This is a genomic window from Winogradskyella arenosi, assembly GCF_003337305.1.
Classification (GTDB): domain Bacteria; phylum Bacteroidota; class Bacteroidia; order Flavobacteriales; family Flavobacteriaceae; genus Winogradskyella; species Winogradskyella arenosi.
Genome location: NZ_QPJO01000001.1, coordinates 710,747 through 726,268, shown reverse-complemented (window position 1 = coordinate 726,268; position 15,522 = coordinate 710,747). Strand labels below are relative to the sequence as shown.

14 protein-coding genes are annotated in these 15,522 nt (G+C 34.4%); 6 read left to right on the top strand and 8 right to left on the bottom strand.

The window, feature by feature from the left end:
* Window positions 1-48: 48 nt before the first annotated feature.
* The 8 genes from DFQ08_RS03035 to DFQ08_RS03000 all read right to left on the bottom strand — a co-directional run bounded on the left by DFQ08_RS03035 (window position 49) and on the right by DFQ08_RS03000 (window position 11,100).
* A complete protein-coding gene (locus tag DFQ08_RS03035; protein WP_114308311.1) occupies window positions 49-2,646 on the bottom strand; it encodes a TonB-dependent receptor in 2,598 nt (865 codons plus the stop codon).
* 158 nt (window positions 2,647-2,804) lie between these two features.
* The gene (pgi, locus tag DFQ08_RS03030; protein WP_114308310.1) at window positions 2,805-4,451 is read right to left on the bottom strand and encodes a glucose-6-phosphate isomerase; all 1,647 of its coding nucleotides are present in this window, start codon (window positions 4,449-4,451) and stop codon (window positions 2,805-2,807) included.
* 8 nt (window positions 4,452-4,459) lie between these two features.
* Complete coding sequence (locus DFQ08_RS03025; RefSeq protein WP_114308309.1) at window positions 4,460-5,770, bottom strand: peptidoglycan DD-metalloendopeptidase family protein; 1,311 nt, start codon at window positions 5,768-5,770, stop codon at window positions 4,460-4,462.
* A 7-nt stretch (window positions 5,771-5,777) separates the two neighbouring features.
* Window positions 5,778-6,710: a tryptophan 2,3-dioxygenase family protein gene (locus DFQ08_RS03020; RefSeq protein WP_114308308.1), complete on the bottom strand. Its 933-nt coding sequence runs from the start codon at window positions 6,708-6,710 to the stop codon at window positions 5,778-5,780.
* A gap of 7 nt (window positions 6,711-6,717) precedes the next feature.
* Window positions 6,718-7,500, bottom strand: coding sequence for a DUF3108 domain-containing protein (locus tag DFQ08_RS03015; RefSeq protein WP_114308307.1), 783 nt, complete (start codon window positions 7,498-7,500; stop codon window positions 6,718-6,720).
* 559 nt (window positions 7,501-8,059) lie between these two features.
* A complete protein-coding gene (hppD, locus tag DFQ08_RS03010) occupies window positions 8,060-9,220 on the bottom strand; it encodes a 4-hydroxyphenylpyruvate dioxygenase (protein ID WP_114308306.1) in 1,161 nt (386 codons plus the stop codon).
* A gap of 221 nt (window positions 9,221-9,441) precedes the next feature.
* Window positions 9,442-9,918 (bottom strand): CCC motif membrane protein, encoded by a 477-nt coding sequence (locus tag DFQ08_RS03005; protein ID WP_114308305.1) that lies wholly within the window; start codon window positions 9,916-9,918, stop codon window positions 9,442-9,444.
* A 21-nt stretch (window positions 9,919-9,939) separates the two neighbouring features.
* The gene (locus DFQ08_RS03000; RefSeq protein WP_114308304.1) at window positions 9,940-11,100 is read right to left on the bottom strand and encodes a homogentisate 1,2-dioxygenase; all 1,161 of its coding nucleotides are present in this window, start codon (window positions 11,098-11,100) and stop codon (window positions 9,940-9,942) included.
* Between the two features lie 248 nt (window positions 11,101-11,348).
* Between DFQ08_RS03000 and DFQ08_RS02995 the strand changes: the two genes are divergently transcribed.
* From DFQ08_RS02995 to DFQ08_RS16300, 6 genes are all read left to right on the top strand, one after another.
* A complete protein-coding gene (locus DFQ08_RS02995) occupies window positions 11,349-11,771 on the top strand; it encodes a hypothetical protein (RefSeq protein ID WP_147269432.1) in 423 nt (140 codons plus the stop codon).
* Window positions 11,772-11,918: 147 nt separating this feature from the next.
* A complete protein-coding gene (locus DFQ08_RS02990; protein WP_114308302.1) occupies window positions 11,919-12,128 on the top strand; it encodes a hypothetical protein in 210 nt (69 codons plus the stop codon).
* Entirely contained in the window at window positions 12,129-12,857 is a 729-nt protein-coding gene (locus DFQ08_RS02985) for a GLPGLI family protein (protein ID WP_114308301.1), read from the top strand.
* 127 nt (window positions 12,858-12,984) lie between these two features.
* On the top strand, window positions 12,985-13,245 hold the full coding sequence (locus DFQ08_RS02980) for a hypothetical protein (RefSeq protein ID WP_114308300.1): 261 nt from the start codon (window positions 12,985-12,987) through the stop codon (window positions 13,243-13,245).
* Window positions 13,246-13,249: 4 nt separating this feature from the next.
* Entirely contained in the window at window positions 13,250-14,005 is a 756-nt protein-coding gene (locus DFQ08_RS02975) for a GLPGLI family protein (RefSeq protein WP_114308299.1), read from the top strand.
* Complete coding sequence (locus DFQ08_RS16300) at window positions 13,962-15,146, top strand: carboxypeptidase-like regulatory domain-containing protein (RefSeq protein WP_245935357.1); 1,185 nt, start codon at window positions 13,962-13,964, stop codon at window positions 15,144-15,146. The genes DFQ08_RS02975 and DFQ08_RS16300 overlap by 44 nt, the downstream gene beginning before the upstream one ends.
* Window positions 15,147-15,522 lie beyond the last annotated feature (376 nt).

Sequence of the window (15,522 nt, the reverse complement as noted above, 5' to 3'; positions counted from 1 at the left end):
AAAAAGGCAGCTCTAAGAGCTGCCTTTTTGTATTCAAACTTTAAAGAATTAAAACTTGTAACGGATACCAAAGTTCCAAGTTCTTAAGTTTCCAAAATACACTTGGTTATTTTGATTAAGCCCCATGTACGTTTCATCTCCAGCTTCTGCTTGGTAAGCAGTACTAGACTGAGAAATGTACTCTTCGTTTAATAAGTTGTTTACATTAAATCTGAAGCTAATAGAGTTCATTTTATCTTGACCTACTAACATTTTGTAAGATAAACCTAAATCCATAACACCAAAGCTAGGTAATTCTAAGTTCTCTTTGACAGCTCCTACATCTGCATATAAGTTATCGTTATATCTGTAATCTGCATCGACAGAAAAACGCTCAACAATTTCATAGTTTATCCCCAAACCAATTGTTGTTTGTGCAGCACCACCTACTTCACCACCATCAACATCTTCTGTTTCTACAGAAAGTGTTTCAAGAGCTTCGTTTCTAATTGTAGTTTGTGCATCTCCTTTATATTTCCAGTTACCAACAGAAGCAAAACCGTTAATTCTAAGCGCATCGAAAGGTCTGTATGCTAAAGTAAGTTCAGCACCTGAGTGTAATTGCTCTACACCTTCGTTTGTTCTATAAAATAATTCGTTAGTATCAGCATCAGTAAAAGAAGAAGATTCTACACGATCTTTCCAAGACGTTCTGTATAAATCTAAAGAAGCAGAGAAGTTAGAAGTACTAATAGTATATCCTGCTTCTAAACCAAGTATTTTCTCGTTTTCAGTTAACGGGTTAACTTCGTTTGTGTAGTTTAAGTAAATATTATCATGGTAAGGCTGACGTGAATAGTACCCAGCATTTACATAAAATTTACTGTTTTCAGTAACGGCATAACTACCACCAGCTTTAACGTTGTAACCTGTATTGTTTATCGTTTCAGATTCTTCGTTAGCTTCTTCATAGTTAAATCTATCCCATCTTACGTGACTTTGGTTAGAAACGGCTCCTTGGAAGAATCCAGAAACTTTTTCTGAAGCATATTCTAACTGACCGAAGATACCACCATAGTTGATACGCTCATCGTAATCGTAATCAATTCTTTCATCTTCATCAGCATAGTTAAATACTGTAGACCAAGGATTAATACTGTTAGTTGCAGAAACAATATAGCCATCTGGATACTGAGCGCTAGTTTGCCCTTCATCAATACCATTAAGACCTAATAAATCTACTAATTGTCTAAAGTGAGTTCCTTTATAAGTACGTAAATCTCCACCTACGTTTAAAGTAAGGTTATCTGTCAATTCAGTTTCGTAGTTAGTTACTAAACCGTACCAAGCGTGGTTGTTCATAGAAGCACGGATCGCAGTACCAACGTAAGGACCACTTCCATTACCAATACCGCCAGCGACAGTTTGATTAGCAGCTATTGTAGCATCCCAATCAACAAGTCCATTTTCTGTTGATGCAGTATAAGCTCCATAACCACCAGTTCCACCTCCACGTCCCCATGACGCGTAAACTACTGTAGATAAATTAGATTTATCGCTAATTGTCCAGTCCCAGTTTAAGTTAGCAACTGGCTTGTGGTAAAAGTTTGTTCTTAAACTAAGGTATTCTCCATTACGGTAACCGTAGTTATAGTTGTATTTCTTTCCATATTCTAAATAATCAGAAATAGATTTTCTATAGTTTTGATCGTGCGATTGTGGCGCACCAGTAACTAAGAAGTTTAAGAAATGAGAATCGTTAATTTTTTGACCAAAAGAAAGAAAATAAGTTTGCCCTTGACCTTGAGTTCCTAAATTGTACCCATCACCTTGCCAATGAGATAACATTACTGTAGCCCCAAAACCTTTTTCGTTTAAACCTGTACTATAACCAGCAGCCGTTTTTAAATAGTTGTTGTAACCTGTAGTTACAGCAGCAAAACCACCTTGTCTTTTATCCGTTGACTTTGTTACAAAGTTAACTGTACCACCTACAGAAGAAATTGCTAATTTAGAAGAACCTAAACCTCTTTGAATTTGAACTGCATTTGCAATATCAGAAACACCAGACCAGTTAGACCAGTACATCTTACCATCTTCCATACCATTAATTGGTTGTCCATTTAATAAGAAAGCCGTGTTATCTTGATCGAATCCACGAACTCGAATGTTAGAATCACCAAAACCACTTTCTTGACCTGAAACATAAACTGAAGGCGTGTTTACTAAAGTAGTAGTTACGTCACCAGCTCCAATTTTTTGTTGAATCTCTGAAGCTTTAATCGTAGATACAGCAACAGGAGTTTCTCTATCAGAAGCTAAATCAATAAGACCACCTCCAATAACAACAACCTCATCTAAACTATTATCTGGCGATAAAGTGATGTTACCTACATCTGTATTTCCGCTAAATGGAATTGTTACAGAATTGAAACCTACGTAAGAAATTACAATTTCTCCAGAGTTAGCATCGGTTGTGATAGAAAAAGTTCCTTCAAAATCAGTTGTTACACCTGTAGAAGTTCCTTTTACTAAAACATTAGCTCCTGGTAAAGGAGAATTCATTTCACTATCAAGCACTTTACCTTTGATAGTGGTTTGAGCATACATCACCGTACTAAATAATGTCAGAACAGCAACACATAAAATTTGATTAAATTTTTTCATAAAATTTAAGTTAATTGGTTTTTTTTCAGCGCAAAATTACGCAATACAATAGCTAAAACATTAAGTTAATGTTAACAATTAAGTGCTACGAAGATAAATATTGAATTCTTAACTTTTATGCACGCATAGCTAAAATTTTAAAAACTTTTTAACAATTTTTAACAGTTCTTCTTAAAAAAGGCAAGTAAACTTTCTGTTGACGCATCATGATTAGCCTTAATATCATCTTCTTCAAGCTCTTTTAGTATCGATTTTGCCAATTGTTTTCCTAATTCAACGCCAAATTGATCGTAACTGTATACATTCCAAAGGATACCTTGTACGAAAATTTTGTGCTCGTACATGGCTATTAATTTCCCTAAACTCTCTGGTGTTAATTTTTGAATTAGTAACGATGTTGTCGGTTTATTACCATCAAATATTTTAAATGGTGCTAAGGTTTTAATAGCCTCTTCAGACAAAGTACTGCCTTCAAACTCGGTTAAAACTTCAGCTTCTGTTTTACCATTCATTAAGGCTTCTGTTTGTGCAAAATAATTTGACATCAATTTATTATGATGGTCTTTATTACCGTATAACGATTCTACGTACCCAATAAAATCTGTAGGAATAAGTTTGGTTCCTTGGTGTATCAATTGAAAAAAGGCGTGTTGCGAATTGGTTCCTGGCTCTCCCCAAATTAGCGTCCCCGTTTGGTAGTTAACCTTCTGGCCGTCTCTATCTACACTTTTACCATTACTTTCCATGATACCTTGTTGCAAATAGGTTGCAAACTGGTTTAAATATTGTGTGTAAGGGATAATAGCTTCACTTTCTGCTTGAAAGAAATTATTGTACCACACGGTTAATAAAGCCGCAATTACTGGAATGTTCTCATTAAAATCGGCCGTTTTAAAATGGGTGTCCATTTTATGCGCCCCGTCTAATAGACTTTCAAAATGCTTGTAGCCTAAAGCTAAACTAATTGATAAGCCCACAGCACTCCAAAGTGAAAAACGTCCACCAACCCAATCCTTCATTGGGAAGATATTTTCTTCAGCAATACCGAAGCCTTTAACACTTTCTATATTTGTAGATACGGCAACAAAATGTTTTGCTACAGCCTCTTGTGGTAAAGACTTTAAAAACCAAGCTCTAATAGAATTGGCATTAGACAAGGTTTCTTGTGTTGTAAATGTTTTAGATACAATTACAAAAAGTGTTGTTTCCGGATTTAAATTTTTAATGATCTCTTGGTAGTGATCACCATCTACATTACTTACAAAATGTGTTTCTAATTGATTTTTATAGTATTGTAAAGAATCTACAACCATGGCTGGCCCTAAATCTGAACCTCCAATACCAATATTAACCACATCGGTTATTGCTTTCCCGGTATGCCCTTTATGATCGCCATTAACTACAGCATTTGTAAAGGTTTCTATTTTACGTTTTACCTCGTGAATTCCCGGTATAACATTTTCACCATCTACAAAAACTTCTGCATCTTCAGGAGCTCTTAATGCGGTATGCAATACAGCTCTCCCTTCAGTAGCGTTAATAATATCGCCTTCAAAATATTTAGAAATCGCATCTTTTAAATCGAGCTCATTCGCTAATTCAACTAAAAGGTCTACCGTTTCTGTAGTGATTCTATTTTTTGAAAAGTCAGCATAAAAATCCTCCCACTTTACTGTAAGATCATCAGCCCTTTTAGCATCTGTACTAAATAAATCTTTTAAATGTGTAGATTTTATCGTTTCAAAGTGTGCTTGTAATTTCTCCCAAGTTTTAGTTGTTGTCGGGTTGCTTGCTTTTAATGCCATAATTTTAATTATAAAATTGGATCTTCAGTTATAGTGGTTTGTGTTTCTTTAGGCGTTGCCTCTAAGAAATGGATATTATCAAGTTGTTGTTTAATAGGTTTAATATACTCTAGATATTTCACCTTTAAACTATCAGAAATAGGTTCTGCTTCGGGTAATTTTTCTTTAAACGGATCTACCTGTTTGCCGTTTTTCCAAAAACGATAACAGACGTGTGGTCCTCCAGTGTTTCCTGTCATTCCTACCCATCCTATTATATCGCCTTGTTTTACAAATTCGCCTTTTTTTACATTTTGGGCTTTCATGTGTAAGTATTGGGTACTGTAAGTGGCATTATGCCTTATTTTTACAAATTTACCATTACCACCACGTCTTGTAGACTCTATAACGGTTCCGTTAGCCGTAGCCATAATTGGTGTTCCTATAGGTGCCGCAAAATCAGTACCTTTATGAGGACGCACTTTATAACCATACACCGCAATACGGCGCTTTAGGTTGTAGCGCGACGATATTCTACTAAACTGTACTGGAGCTTTTAAGAAAGCACGACGTAGGTTTTTAGCATCTTCATTAAAATAATCTACAATCCCTTTTATAGAATCACTTTCAAACTGAAACGCATAAAGCGAATCGCCATTATGCTCAAAATAAGCGGCTTTTACATCTTTAATTCCGGCATAAATGGTATCATCTATATACTTATCGGTATAGATCACTTTAAAACGATCGCCTTTTTGTAAACGTCTAAAATCTATAGTCCAAGCATAGATATCATCGGCCATTTTATGAGCGAGACGTTGGCTAAGCCCTTTTTCTTCAAGCGTATTAGAAATACTACTTTCTATAACCCCTGTTGCAGTTTTTTCTACGTAAGTAATGGGTTTTCTATCGGTATAGGCATGAATAGAATCTTTTAATCCGATAACCACATATTCTTCTTGGGTGTTTTGATACACAAAAGTCTCTGGACTTGGAAGACTGTCCTTCTGAGATTCTTTAGTATAAAGAAAAGTATAGGGTCTACCCGGGTGTAGTTTTCTAATATCGAAGGTATCTTTAGTGGCTTCAGCAATTTCAAAAATAGCAGGATACCCAATATTATGACGTTGTAAAATTTCACCGAAACTATCACCAGATTTTATGGTATCTCGTTTTACGATGTAATTATTAAGATCGAAACCAAATTCTAAAATTTTTTCCTCTTCAACCTGTTTTGCTTGTTCTTTCTCGTATGCTAGTTCTGCAGACTTATCGTCTTCTTTACACGACCATAAACTTAGTGCTATGAGAACTATTGCTAGACTACTTCTTAAATGCATTAACTAATTATAAATTATTTCCCCAATTTTCTACTTCTTCTTCACTCCATAATTCCGGAAAGAAAATACGCTTCTGATATTTTGGATGCATGTATTTTTTCCAATCACTTCCTCCTGTAGCTTCACCATCTCCAATACCACTATCTATATAATGTTTAGCAGCATTGTAGTGTGCCATGACCCAAGAGATATTCACCGTATAATCATAATGACGCATCGCTTTTATAAGCTCTTCATTTTTCTGATCCTTTTCTGGCAGCTCTTTAAAACGTGTCCAAAGATTCTTAGTGTTATAGGTTTCCATAAACCTTAAAAACTCATCTTTATAACGTTTTTCAAAATTAACCAAAAGTGTGGATTTTTTCCCTGTTTTATGGTCTTTTCCTGCAGCCTGCCAATATAAATGTTCAAAAGCATGAGTAAAAGGCGTTTCCCTGTCAATATCTTTTCTAAATCTATAATCAATAAGATTAATTAACTCTGTAGAGGCAAACTCTATAAGTCTATATTGCGCACTTTGAAATCCACTAGCTGGGGTCAGTGTATACCTAAATTTCATATACTGCTCTACATCCATACCTTCTCTCATAATATTGAAGGACGTTGAAAGCATATCGAAATAGCGGCTTACACGCATCAGTTTAGACTCAAAAAACGTGACGTCTAAATCTTCCTTTTCTGCCACTTGAGCAATTTCCCACAAGATCATTTTAAAAAGTAACTCATTAATTTGATGGTAGGAAATAAACACCATCTCATCGGGAAGTGTTGTGCGCTGTATTTGCAGATTTAACAAGGCATCGGTTTGGATATAATCCCAATACGTAATGGGTTTACTATAAAGAAGACCATATAAATGGTCGTCTGTATCTTGATCTATTTTTTCGTACTTATCTTCAAGCGCCTTTACGATAGCATCGTAGTTGTTTTGCTTTGACATATATTAATTATTCTTTGTAAATGATTTCAAACGGATATTTTAATCCTTTAAATCCTATAAGATCTGCTCGTAATGAACCTACGGCTAAATCGGCTTTTATTTTTAATGGAATTTTATTTTTATCGGCACTCACCCATAAAGTTAAACTCTCTTCTTCTTTAAACACACGTCCTGCCATAACATAAGGCCTAAATTTTATGGTTTTCACCTTACCAAATTCGGTCTTAATAATTTCTCTTCCTAAATATTTTAATTTAAAGCCATAGTTTTCTTCATCAAAAAACATATTGGTTTTTATTTCATCACCTTCTTTTAAAGTGGAAATATCAATTTTATTCCTTAGGTAGTAGTACATAGAAACCATATCCTGAACATTCTCTTCCGTAGTAATGGTACTAATCTCGTTTCTCTTATGATTTTTTACTTGTGCTTTTCTAGACTCGTGATCAAAGTTAATCTCTATGTCTTTAGTGTGCCCACCTTCGTCTATTTTCCGAATAAATTTATAGGGTGCTCCGGTCACTTTATCAAAATAAGTTTCGTAGCGGTCTTTTACTTTAAAAAACCACTTAATGGCTCCGGTAGTCCATCCTTTACCCACAACGTGGTACACAGGCTTCCCTCTTAAACTCGTTTCTTTAACCGATAAGGTTGCGTTTCCGGCTTTTAAAAACCCACTGTAATTCATTTCGAATTTAAACCACTCACCATCTTGAAACGCTGAAGGTTTTTCGGCATTAGAGGCCTGAAATCCGACTAAAAAAAATATGATGATCAATACATGTTTCATGTGTTCTCTCTATTACTATTAACAGTCACATAGGCGTTCTACAAACATTATCTATCCGCCTGTCTCGTTTTTATTTACGAAAACAACTTCCTATAGATTGTAAATATAATTAATGTGATGCATTTAATACGTTACAAGAATCACAAATACAAATTCTATTCCAAAGGTACTTAATCCGTGAAATACAATTTAAAGCAAAAGTTAATCGTACGCATTTTAAAGCCAAAAGTTTTAAAGTGATTCTCCCTCAGCGTACAGAAAGGGATTCCTCTTTTCTGAAACCAATACGGAAGCGGACTCATTGGATATCCTCTTAAGATCAAATGGCATGATAAAAATGAATAACACTGTTAGACATATAGGCTCAGTAGACCGAAGTGTGGGGTATTAATTAGAAAAAAGCGCGTTTAGCAGTCATGAGCTAAACGCGCTTATAATTTAAAATATTCAGCCGCAAACTAATTTGAACTCTACAGTTCTAGGCCGAACAAAAACAGGATAGTTTCTTAGATCCCGAATTTATAATCCTTCGATGCACATTATTAATGTTGTCTTCGTTTTACAACGTCCCTCGCTTCTCTTGTTCCCTCTCAATAGACTCAAATAAGGCTTTAAAGTTACCAGCACCAAAACCACGAGCTCCCATGCGCTGAATAATTTCAAAAAACAAGGTTGGTCGGTCTTCTACTGGTTTAGTAAAGATTTGAAGTAAATAGCCTTCTTCATCGGCATCAATCATAATCCCTAAACTTTTAAGTTTTTCGATATCTTCTCTAAGTTCGTGGCTATGCTCTTCTAATCGCCCCGGAACAGCGCGGTAGTAAGCTTCAGGAGGTGTAGATAAAAACTCAACACCTCTCGATTTTAATTGTGATACGGTTGTAATAATATCATCGGTGGCAACAGCAATATGCTGTACGCCCGCTCCTTCATAAAAATCTAAATACTCTTCAATCTGTGACCGTTTAGCCGCTTCTGCAGGCTCGTTAATAGGAAATTTAATGCGCCCATTTCCGTTACTCATCACTTTACTCATTAAAGCGGAATACTCCGTATGGATTTGTTTGTCATCAAAAGATAAAAAGTTAACAAAGCCCATCACATCTTCGTACCATTTTACCCACGTGTTCATTTCGCCCCAACCTACATTACCAACCATATGGTCTATGTATTTTAAACCGGTTGGCTCCGGATTGTAATCACTTTTCCACTCCAAAAAGCCTGGCATAAATGTGCCACTGTAGTTTTTACGTTCTACAAACATATGCACGGTTTCACCGTAGGTGTAAATTCCAGCTCTAACGACTTCACCAAATTCATCTTTTTCAACCGTTGGCTCCATAAAAGATTTGGCACCACGCTTTGTGGTTTCCTCGTAAGATTTACGCGCATCCTCTACCCATAGCGCTACAACTTTTACGCCATCGCCATGTTTTACAATATGCTTGTTAATTTCAGATTTACTATTTAATGGCGTAGTCAGTACTAAGCGAATTTTATCTTGTTTTAAGACATAACTCACCGAATCTTTAGAGCCAGTCTCTAAACCTTTATAAGCGTAAGATTGAAAGCCGAATGCGGTTTTATAAAAGTGTGCGGCTTGCTTTGCATTACCCACATAGAACTCCACATAATCCGTACCTAAGAGCGGAAGGAAGTCTTGTGCGCCTTCAAAAATTTTCTCTAAACTGTAATTTACGTTTTCTATTTCTTTTGCCATGTTGTTTCATTTAGAATCGGGAAATTAGAAATACTCTAAAAGGACCTAAAGCCTGCGTTTCATTACTCATTGCGGCCGCTTCACTTATAACTGATTTCTCGATTTTTTTTTGTTGATTATTGTTGTGTTATTTAGTTTAATTCTTTGTTGTACCTCAGCCTTAAAAAGACAAATTGCCAACCAATATTGTATAATTTAGGCCTTGTCTATCTCCTTTAGTGCTACTGCACACTATCTAAAGATGTAGCCTTAATATCATCTTCAATATCATAGACCTCGTCATCCCAAGACCCAGTATCCTCTGGCGCTATGGTGGTTTCATATTCAGACTCATAATAATGCTCTTCATATTCAAAATCACCATGTTCCAAACCCTCTAAAATAGCCGATGAAATTACGGTTCCGTAAAATACAAGCGCAATAATTCCCACGAGAACGACAACCCCATTAAGGCCAAGCGCAATTATATTTATAATTTTTGCCGTGTTAACGTTATTTCTTGATTGTGGATCATAAATCTCAGGATTTTCGCCAAACGCCCGTAAACTTTTATTGGCAACCACCAACCCAATTATAGACATGATTAGTGGAATAATGGCGGTAACACCATAACAGCAGCAGCCTGCAATTCCCATAACTAAAGCTAAGATCCCTAATACCAGAGACAGTGGATCTGCAGGTAATTTATTTTGATTCATGTATTACTACTTTCTTATTATTTAATGTTCTAACCAGGATTTAAAGTAATCTTCATCTGCAATTTTTAAAGCCTCTTCCGTTACTTTTAAAGGCTTAAAGGTATCTACCATAACCGCTAATTCTTCGGTTTTTGTCTTCCCTATACTTTTTTCCATGGTTCCAGGATGCGGTCCATGCGGAATACCAGCTGGATGTAAGGATATATGGCCAGCTGCAATATCATTTCGACTCATAAAATCACCATCAACATAATACAAGACCTCATCACTATCTATATTACTGTGGTTGTATGGCGCAGGAACAGCGATGGGATGGTAATCGTATAAACGCGGCACAAAACTACACACTACAAATGCATCGGTTTCAAAGGTTTGATGAACTGGAGGCGGTTGATGCACGCGACCTGTAATCGGCTCAAAATCGTGAATAGAAAAGGCATATGGATAATTATAGCCATCGTAACCAACTACATCAAAAGGATGCGATGCATAGACCATATCAAAAATGTCATCGTTCTTTTTTATTTTAATTAAAAACTCACCAGACTCATTATAGGTTTCCAATTCGTATGGCTGACGTAAATCGCGCTCACAGAATGGCGAATGTTCTAATAATTGTCCAAAATAATTACGGTAACGTTTTGGCGTGTAAATTGGTCGTCTAGATTCTACAATGAATAAGCGATTGTCTTCGGTATCAAAATCGAGTTTATAAATTACACCTCTTGGCACTAAAAGATAATCACCGTATTTAAAATCTAAATTTCCGAGATGCGTTCTTAATTTCCCTGTGCCTTTATGGATGAAAATTAATTCGTCTGCATCCGTATTTTTATAGAAATAATCTTCTGTAGACTGTTTTGGAGCTGCTAAGATGATATTACAATCGCTATTGGTGAGGACTATTTTACGACTCTCTAAATAATCGTTTTCTGGTGGTACTTGAAAGCCTCTAAAACGATAGGATTGCATGTTGTTTTCTTTAGCAATCTTAGGCGCAACGCTGTATTGTTTTTTTATTTCTTTGACTTGTGTTGGGCGTTGCTCATGGTAACTATTAGTAGACATCCCGTCAAAACCAATAGTACCAAACAATTGCTCGTAATAAAAATCGCCATTTGGTTTTTTGAACTGCGTATGGCGTTTTGGTGGAATTTTCCCTAATTTATGATAGAATGGCATGTTTTTGAATAGTTTTAAATATTACAAAGACCTTTCGACTGCGCTCAAGGTGACACTTAACTAATAATTTTAAAGGTAATAAAATTTGAAGAGATTCCTGCCTTCACAAGAATTGTGCGTGTTTATTCTGGATTCCTTTTGATAAGGAAATGAAGATGCAATTTTATGTTGGCCCAGAATGGTTTCATAGAATAACAAATATCCATAAATTTTTGGTATTTTTAAAGTATCAGAAAAAATCATTTAAAATGAAACAACGTATTACATTCGTTTTTGTATTTGTACTAGGTACATTTTGTTTTGCACAGACATTAGACTTTAAAACAGTTGACTTTAGTGCCACTGCATTATTAAATAAGGAATTGACTGCTTTTGAATTTACAACAATTGCAACACCTTTGGCTTTCGAATTTCAACAAAACGATTCTAAGTTTTCTATGTTGGAAGCTGACACTGATTTTGAATTTAACTCTGAGATATTTAATTCAAAAATATTTTCCAACTTGAACCTATTTGAAAACAACTACCAAAATGATTATAACTATTCTAGAGGCTGTGATCCTTTGGAAGATGGTTTGACTCACACCCTTAATAGTAGTGATGTGATGATTTCAAGAGTTGTAGATTATGCGGTTAATGGTTATCTTAAATCTCTAATATTTAACGATTAATTTCATTCTTCATATCACAGCAACACATTCATATACAAAAACTTAGTACTAAAACCCAAACTCAAAACCGTTAAAGTTTTAATTATTTTACAGTTTCAATTACGGTTTTTCCGCAGTTAACATTTAAAGCGTTTTTAATTAGGTGGTATGGCTGTGGTAATGTTTGTAGGTAGTTCTTTGAATTTGAATGCCAACCAAACTAAAAGTACAGTAGCATATAAATCTACATGTGAATTATATGCCGAATTTCATGGGACCTTATTTGTTGCAAATGGTTTGAATTATTATGAAGGATATTTTGGAGCATATTCAATATGTTTAAATAAATTAGGTGCTGCTGGCGTATTAGATGGATAGATGAGAGTTTTATTTTTATATTTAATATTATCAGTCAGTTTTGTTTGTAACTCACAAATCAATTCGGGCATTATAAGTTATTCTGTACAGAAAAAAAGTATTGACAGTTCTGAGAATCAATCTAAGAATATTGGATACAAGGAATTTGCGAATAATGTTGACAAAAAAACAAATGCTTTAAAATTTAAACTTGTTTTTAACAAATCTTATGGGTTATTTAGTTTGGAGGATGATCTTCCAATAGATGGCGAAGATTATATGACAAAGATGGCTATTAGTTTACTTAGAGGTAATAACGTTTACTATACTGACTTAATAAACAAAGTCTATTACGAAAATAAAGAGATTTTAAACGAAAGTTTTTCAATTAAGAAAAATTTTGACGATACTAAGTGGTCGGTAACTAAAGATTCTAAATTAATAGATGACTATTTATGTTACAAAGCTGTATTCAATCGTCCTTTTCTCGATAAAAAAGGAGAAACTAGGTATACGGAAATAATCGCTTGGTTCTGCCCTACATTGGCATTTAACTTAGGACCGTTTGAAGCCGTTGGTTTACCTGGTTTAGTATTGGAGTTCCATTCTGGGCAATATATATTTTTCGCAAATAATATTCTTTTAGAAAAAGAAAGTAAAGTCATTGAAAAACCAAAGATTGATAAAGTAGTGACTCAAGAAGAGCTAAATAAAATTATAAAACGCAAGCTTTCAGAAATTAAAAACTAGCTGTTATTTGTTTTATTTTTTCTCGTAATTCGTTACTCGTTAGTAAATACCTCGTTAGTTTATTCTCGTTATTATTTATTAACCAACCTATCTTAAAAAATATGAGGGGTTTAAAATCTTATTAATTATGAAGAAAAAAATATTTAGCCTTATGGCTGTGGTAATGTTTGCGAGTAGTTTAATTAGTATGTCGCCATCAACTGTAACTTCAATTGATGACCCAACCTTTAACCATGATGAATGTTCAAACGAATATGATTCTCGCCTTTTACTTGCGCGATTCGTCGGGTTCTCAAATGCACAAGCACATGAAATGGCAGGCAATGCATATCAATACTGTATTGACAACGTGGACCTAAGGGCTGGAGGATACTGGAATTACAATTAATTAAATGAAAAAAATAATAACTTGTCTTATAATTGCATTACTATTTTGCTGTAAGAACACTTACGCCCAGCACATTATTGTGGATTATAATATCGAAACAAATTCTCTTTTTAACGAAGAGAAAGATTTCGAAGGAATAGCGAAAGAAAAATCAAAAGAAATTATTGAAGGTTTTAATAGATCTTTAAAATTATTGAATTCGATGAAAGCTCATCTAATAGCCTCAAAAAGTGAATCTTATTTTTGGTTTGAGAATACAATGCCTTCAGATATTAATATAATGGATTATGATATGGCTAAAATCATGATTGGTTATGGTGATAGTTATTATTCAAATCAATTAAGTGGCAACTATACGCATTTTTTTAGTGCATACGGTATTAAATTCAAAATTAAAACACCTGTAGATAGTTTAATTTGGAAACTATCAAAAGAAACTAAAATTATTGGTGATTTAAAATGCTTCAAAGCTACTACAAGCTATAAAGTTAAAAATAATCTTCGAGAGCATACTGTTGAAGTGATTGCTTGGTATGATCCGAGTTTACAGTACAATTTTGGACCAAAAGGTTTTAGCGGATTACCAGGTTTAATTATTGAACTAAAGGATGATAAAATAACTTATAGTGTTGACACTATCAAATTCAAAGAAAGTAAAATGAAAACCATTAAAAAACCAAATGGGAAATTAATCACAAAAGAGGAATTAGAAGAATATGGTGAAAAAGCTCAACAAAATTTTAATATCAATAGAAATTAGTTCACTAGAAAAATTTTTCAATTTTAAAATCCTGCTATTTTTAGCGGGATTTTTTTCAATCTGTAATGCACAACAAATCTTAGTTTCAGGTAAGGTCACAGACTCATTACACAACCCATTACCATATACCAACATCTTAGCAATACCACAAGCAGATGACCAAGAGATTAAATTTGCTATTTCAGAAAACAATGGCAGCTATAAACTAGGTCTGGTAAAAAACCAAACCTACGAGATTACAGTAAGTTATTTAGGCTATAAGCCTCAAACAATTAAACTAACTACAACAGAATTAGATATTACCAAAGATTTTATACTAAAAGAAAACCCAGACCAATTAGACGAGGTTAACATAAAGTACACACCATCAATTACGGTAAAAAAAGATACTATTACTTACAATGTTACCAAATTTGTAACTGGTGAGGAACGCAAACTACGAGATGCCTTAAAAAAACTACCTGGAGTAGAGGTAGATAGAGAAGGTAACGTTACTGTGCAAGGTAAAAAAGTAACTAAGGTCTTAGTAGAAAACAAAACTTTCTTTACAGGCAATAGTAAATTAGCCGTAAATAACATCTCAGCAGATGCTGTGGAAAAAGTAGAAGTATTAGACAATTACAATGAAGTTGCTATGCTTAAAGGTTTGCAAGACTCTGAGGATATGGCCCTAAATATCTTACTAAAAGAAGATAAAAAGAAGTTTGTATTTGGAGATATAGAAGCTGGTGCTGGTATTAAGGAACGTTACCTTGTGCATCCTAATCTTTTTTATTATAGCCCAAAAACCAATGTTAATTTTATTGGAGACCTTAACAACCAAGGCATAAAAAGTTTTAGTTTTAGTGATTATTTGGAGTTTGAAGGTGGTTTTGGTAAATTATTAGAGGATGCTGGCAGTTATTTTAGTTTGTTTAATAGCGATTTTGCAAAATACCTCAATAACCAAGATTTCACGGATAATGTTAACCAATTTGGTGCCTTAAATATTAGACAATCGATTTCAAATGTTACGGATATTAGCGGTTACCTTATAACCTCTAATTCTAAAACCCAAACGGCCAGCAATACGTTGAATGCTTACCAAGATATAACAGACCCTTTTACAGAAAACAGAACGGTTACTAATAATCTATGGTAACTTTTTTACTATTGGAAAAGTTACCATAGATTACGACCCCAGTTATAATGAAGATTTTGCTTATAATGCTTTTGTAAAAGTCACCAATAATGATAGTCATGGTTTTGTAAATACAATTAACCCAGACCAAAACAATAGCATTACGACTTTAACAGATGTTACGGCACTTAATCTAAAACAAAACATTACTTACAGTCGCAAACTGTCTAAAGCACATACAGCGACTTTAGAAACAACTTATAATTTTCAGAATGACAAACCCATAACCGAATGGCTAACCAACCAACAGATTTTACAAGGTTTAATTCCTTTAGAAGATGATGCTGTTTATAATATTCTACAGACCAAAAAATCGAGATCTCATAATTTTAATGCG

Coding starts and splice junctions, on each gene's coding strand:
- DFQ08_RS03035 (WP_114308311.1), bottom strand. CDS start 2,646: ATGAAAAAATTTAATCAAATTTTATGTGTTGCTGTTCTGACATTATTT.
- pgi (WP_114308310.1), bottom strand. CDS start 4,451: ATGGCATTAAAAGCAAGCAACCCGACAACAACTAAAACTTGGGAGAAA.
- DFQ08_RS03025 (WP_114308309.1), bottom strand. CDS start 5,770: ATGCATTTAAGAAGTAGTCTAGCAATAGTTCTCATAGCACTAAGTTTA.
- DFQ08_RS03020 (WP_114308308.1), bottom strand. CDS start 6,710: ATGTCAAAGCAAAACAACTACGATGCTATCGTAAAGGCGCTTGAAGAT.
- DFQ08_RS03015 (WP_114308307.1), bottom strand. CDS start 7,500: ATGAAACATGTATTGATCATCATATTTTTTTTAGTCGGATTTCAGGCC.
- hppD (WP_114308306.1), bottom strand. CDS start 9,220: ATGGCAAAAGAAATAGAAAACGTAAATTACAGTTTAGAGAAAATTTTT.
- DFQ08_RS03005 (WP_114308305.1), bottom strand. CDS start 9,918: ATGAATCAAAATAAATTACCTGCAGATCCACTGTCTCTGGTATTAGGG.
- DFQ08_RS03000 (WP_114308304.1), bottom strand. CDS start 11,100: ATGCCATTCTATCATAAATTAGGGAAAATTCCACCAAAACGCCATACG.
- DFQ08_RS02995 (WP_147269432.1), top strand. CDS start 11,349: ATGAAACAACGTATTACATTCGTTTTTGTATTTGTACTAGGTACATTT.
- DFQ08_RS02990 (WP_114308302.1), top strand. CDS start 11,919: ATGGCTGTGGTAATGTTTGTAGGTAGTTCTTTGAATTTGAATGCCAAC.
- DFQ08_RS02985 (WP_114308301.1), top strand. CDS start 12,129: ATGAGAGTTTTATTTTTATATTTAATATTATCAGTCAGTTTTGTTTGT.
- DFQ08_RS02980 (WP_114308300.1), top strand. CDS start 12,985: ATGAAGAAAAAAATATTTAGCCTTATGGCTGTGGTAATGTTTGCGAGT.
- DFQ08_RS02975 (WP_114308299.1), top strand. CDS start 13,250: ATGAAAAAAATAATAACTTGTCTTATAATTGCATTACTATTTTGCTGT.
- DFQ08_RS16300 (WP_245935357.1), top strand. CDS start 13,962: ATGGTGAAAAAGCTCAACAAAATTTTAATATCAATAGAAATTAGTTCA.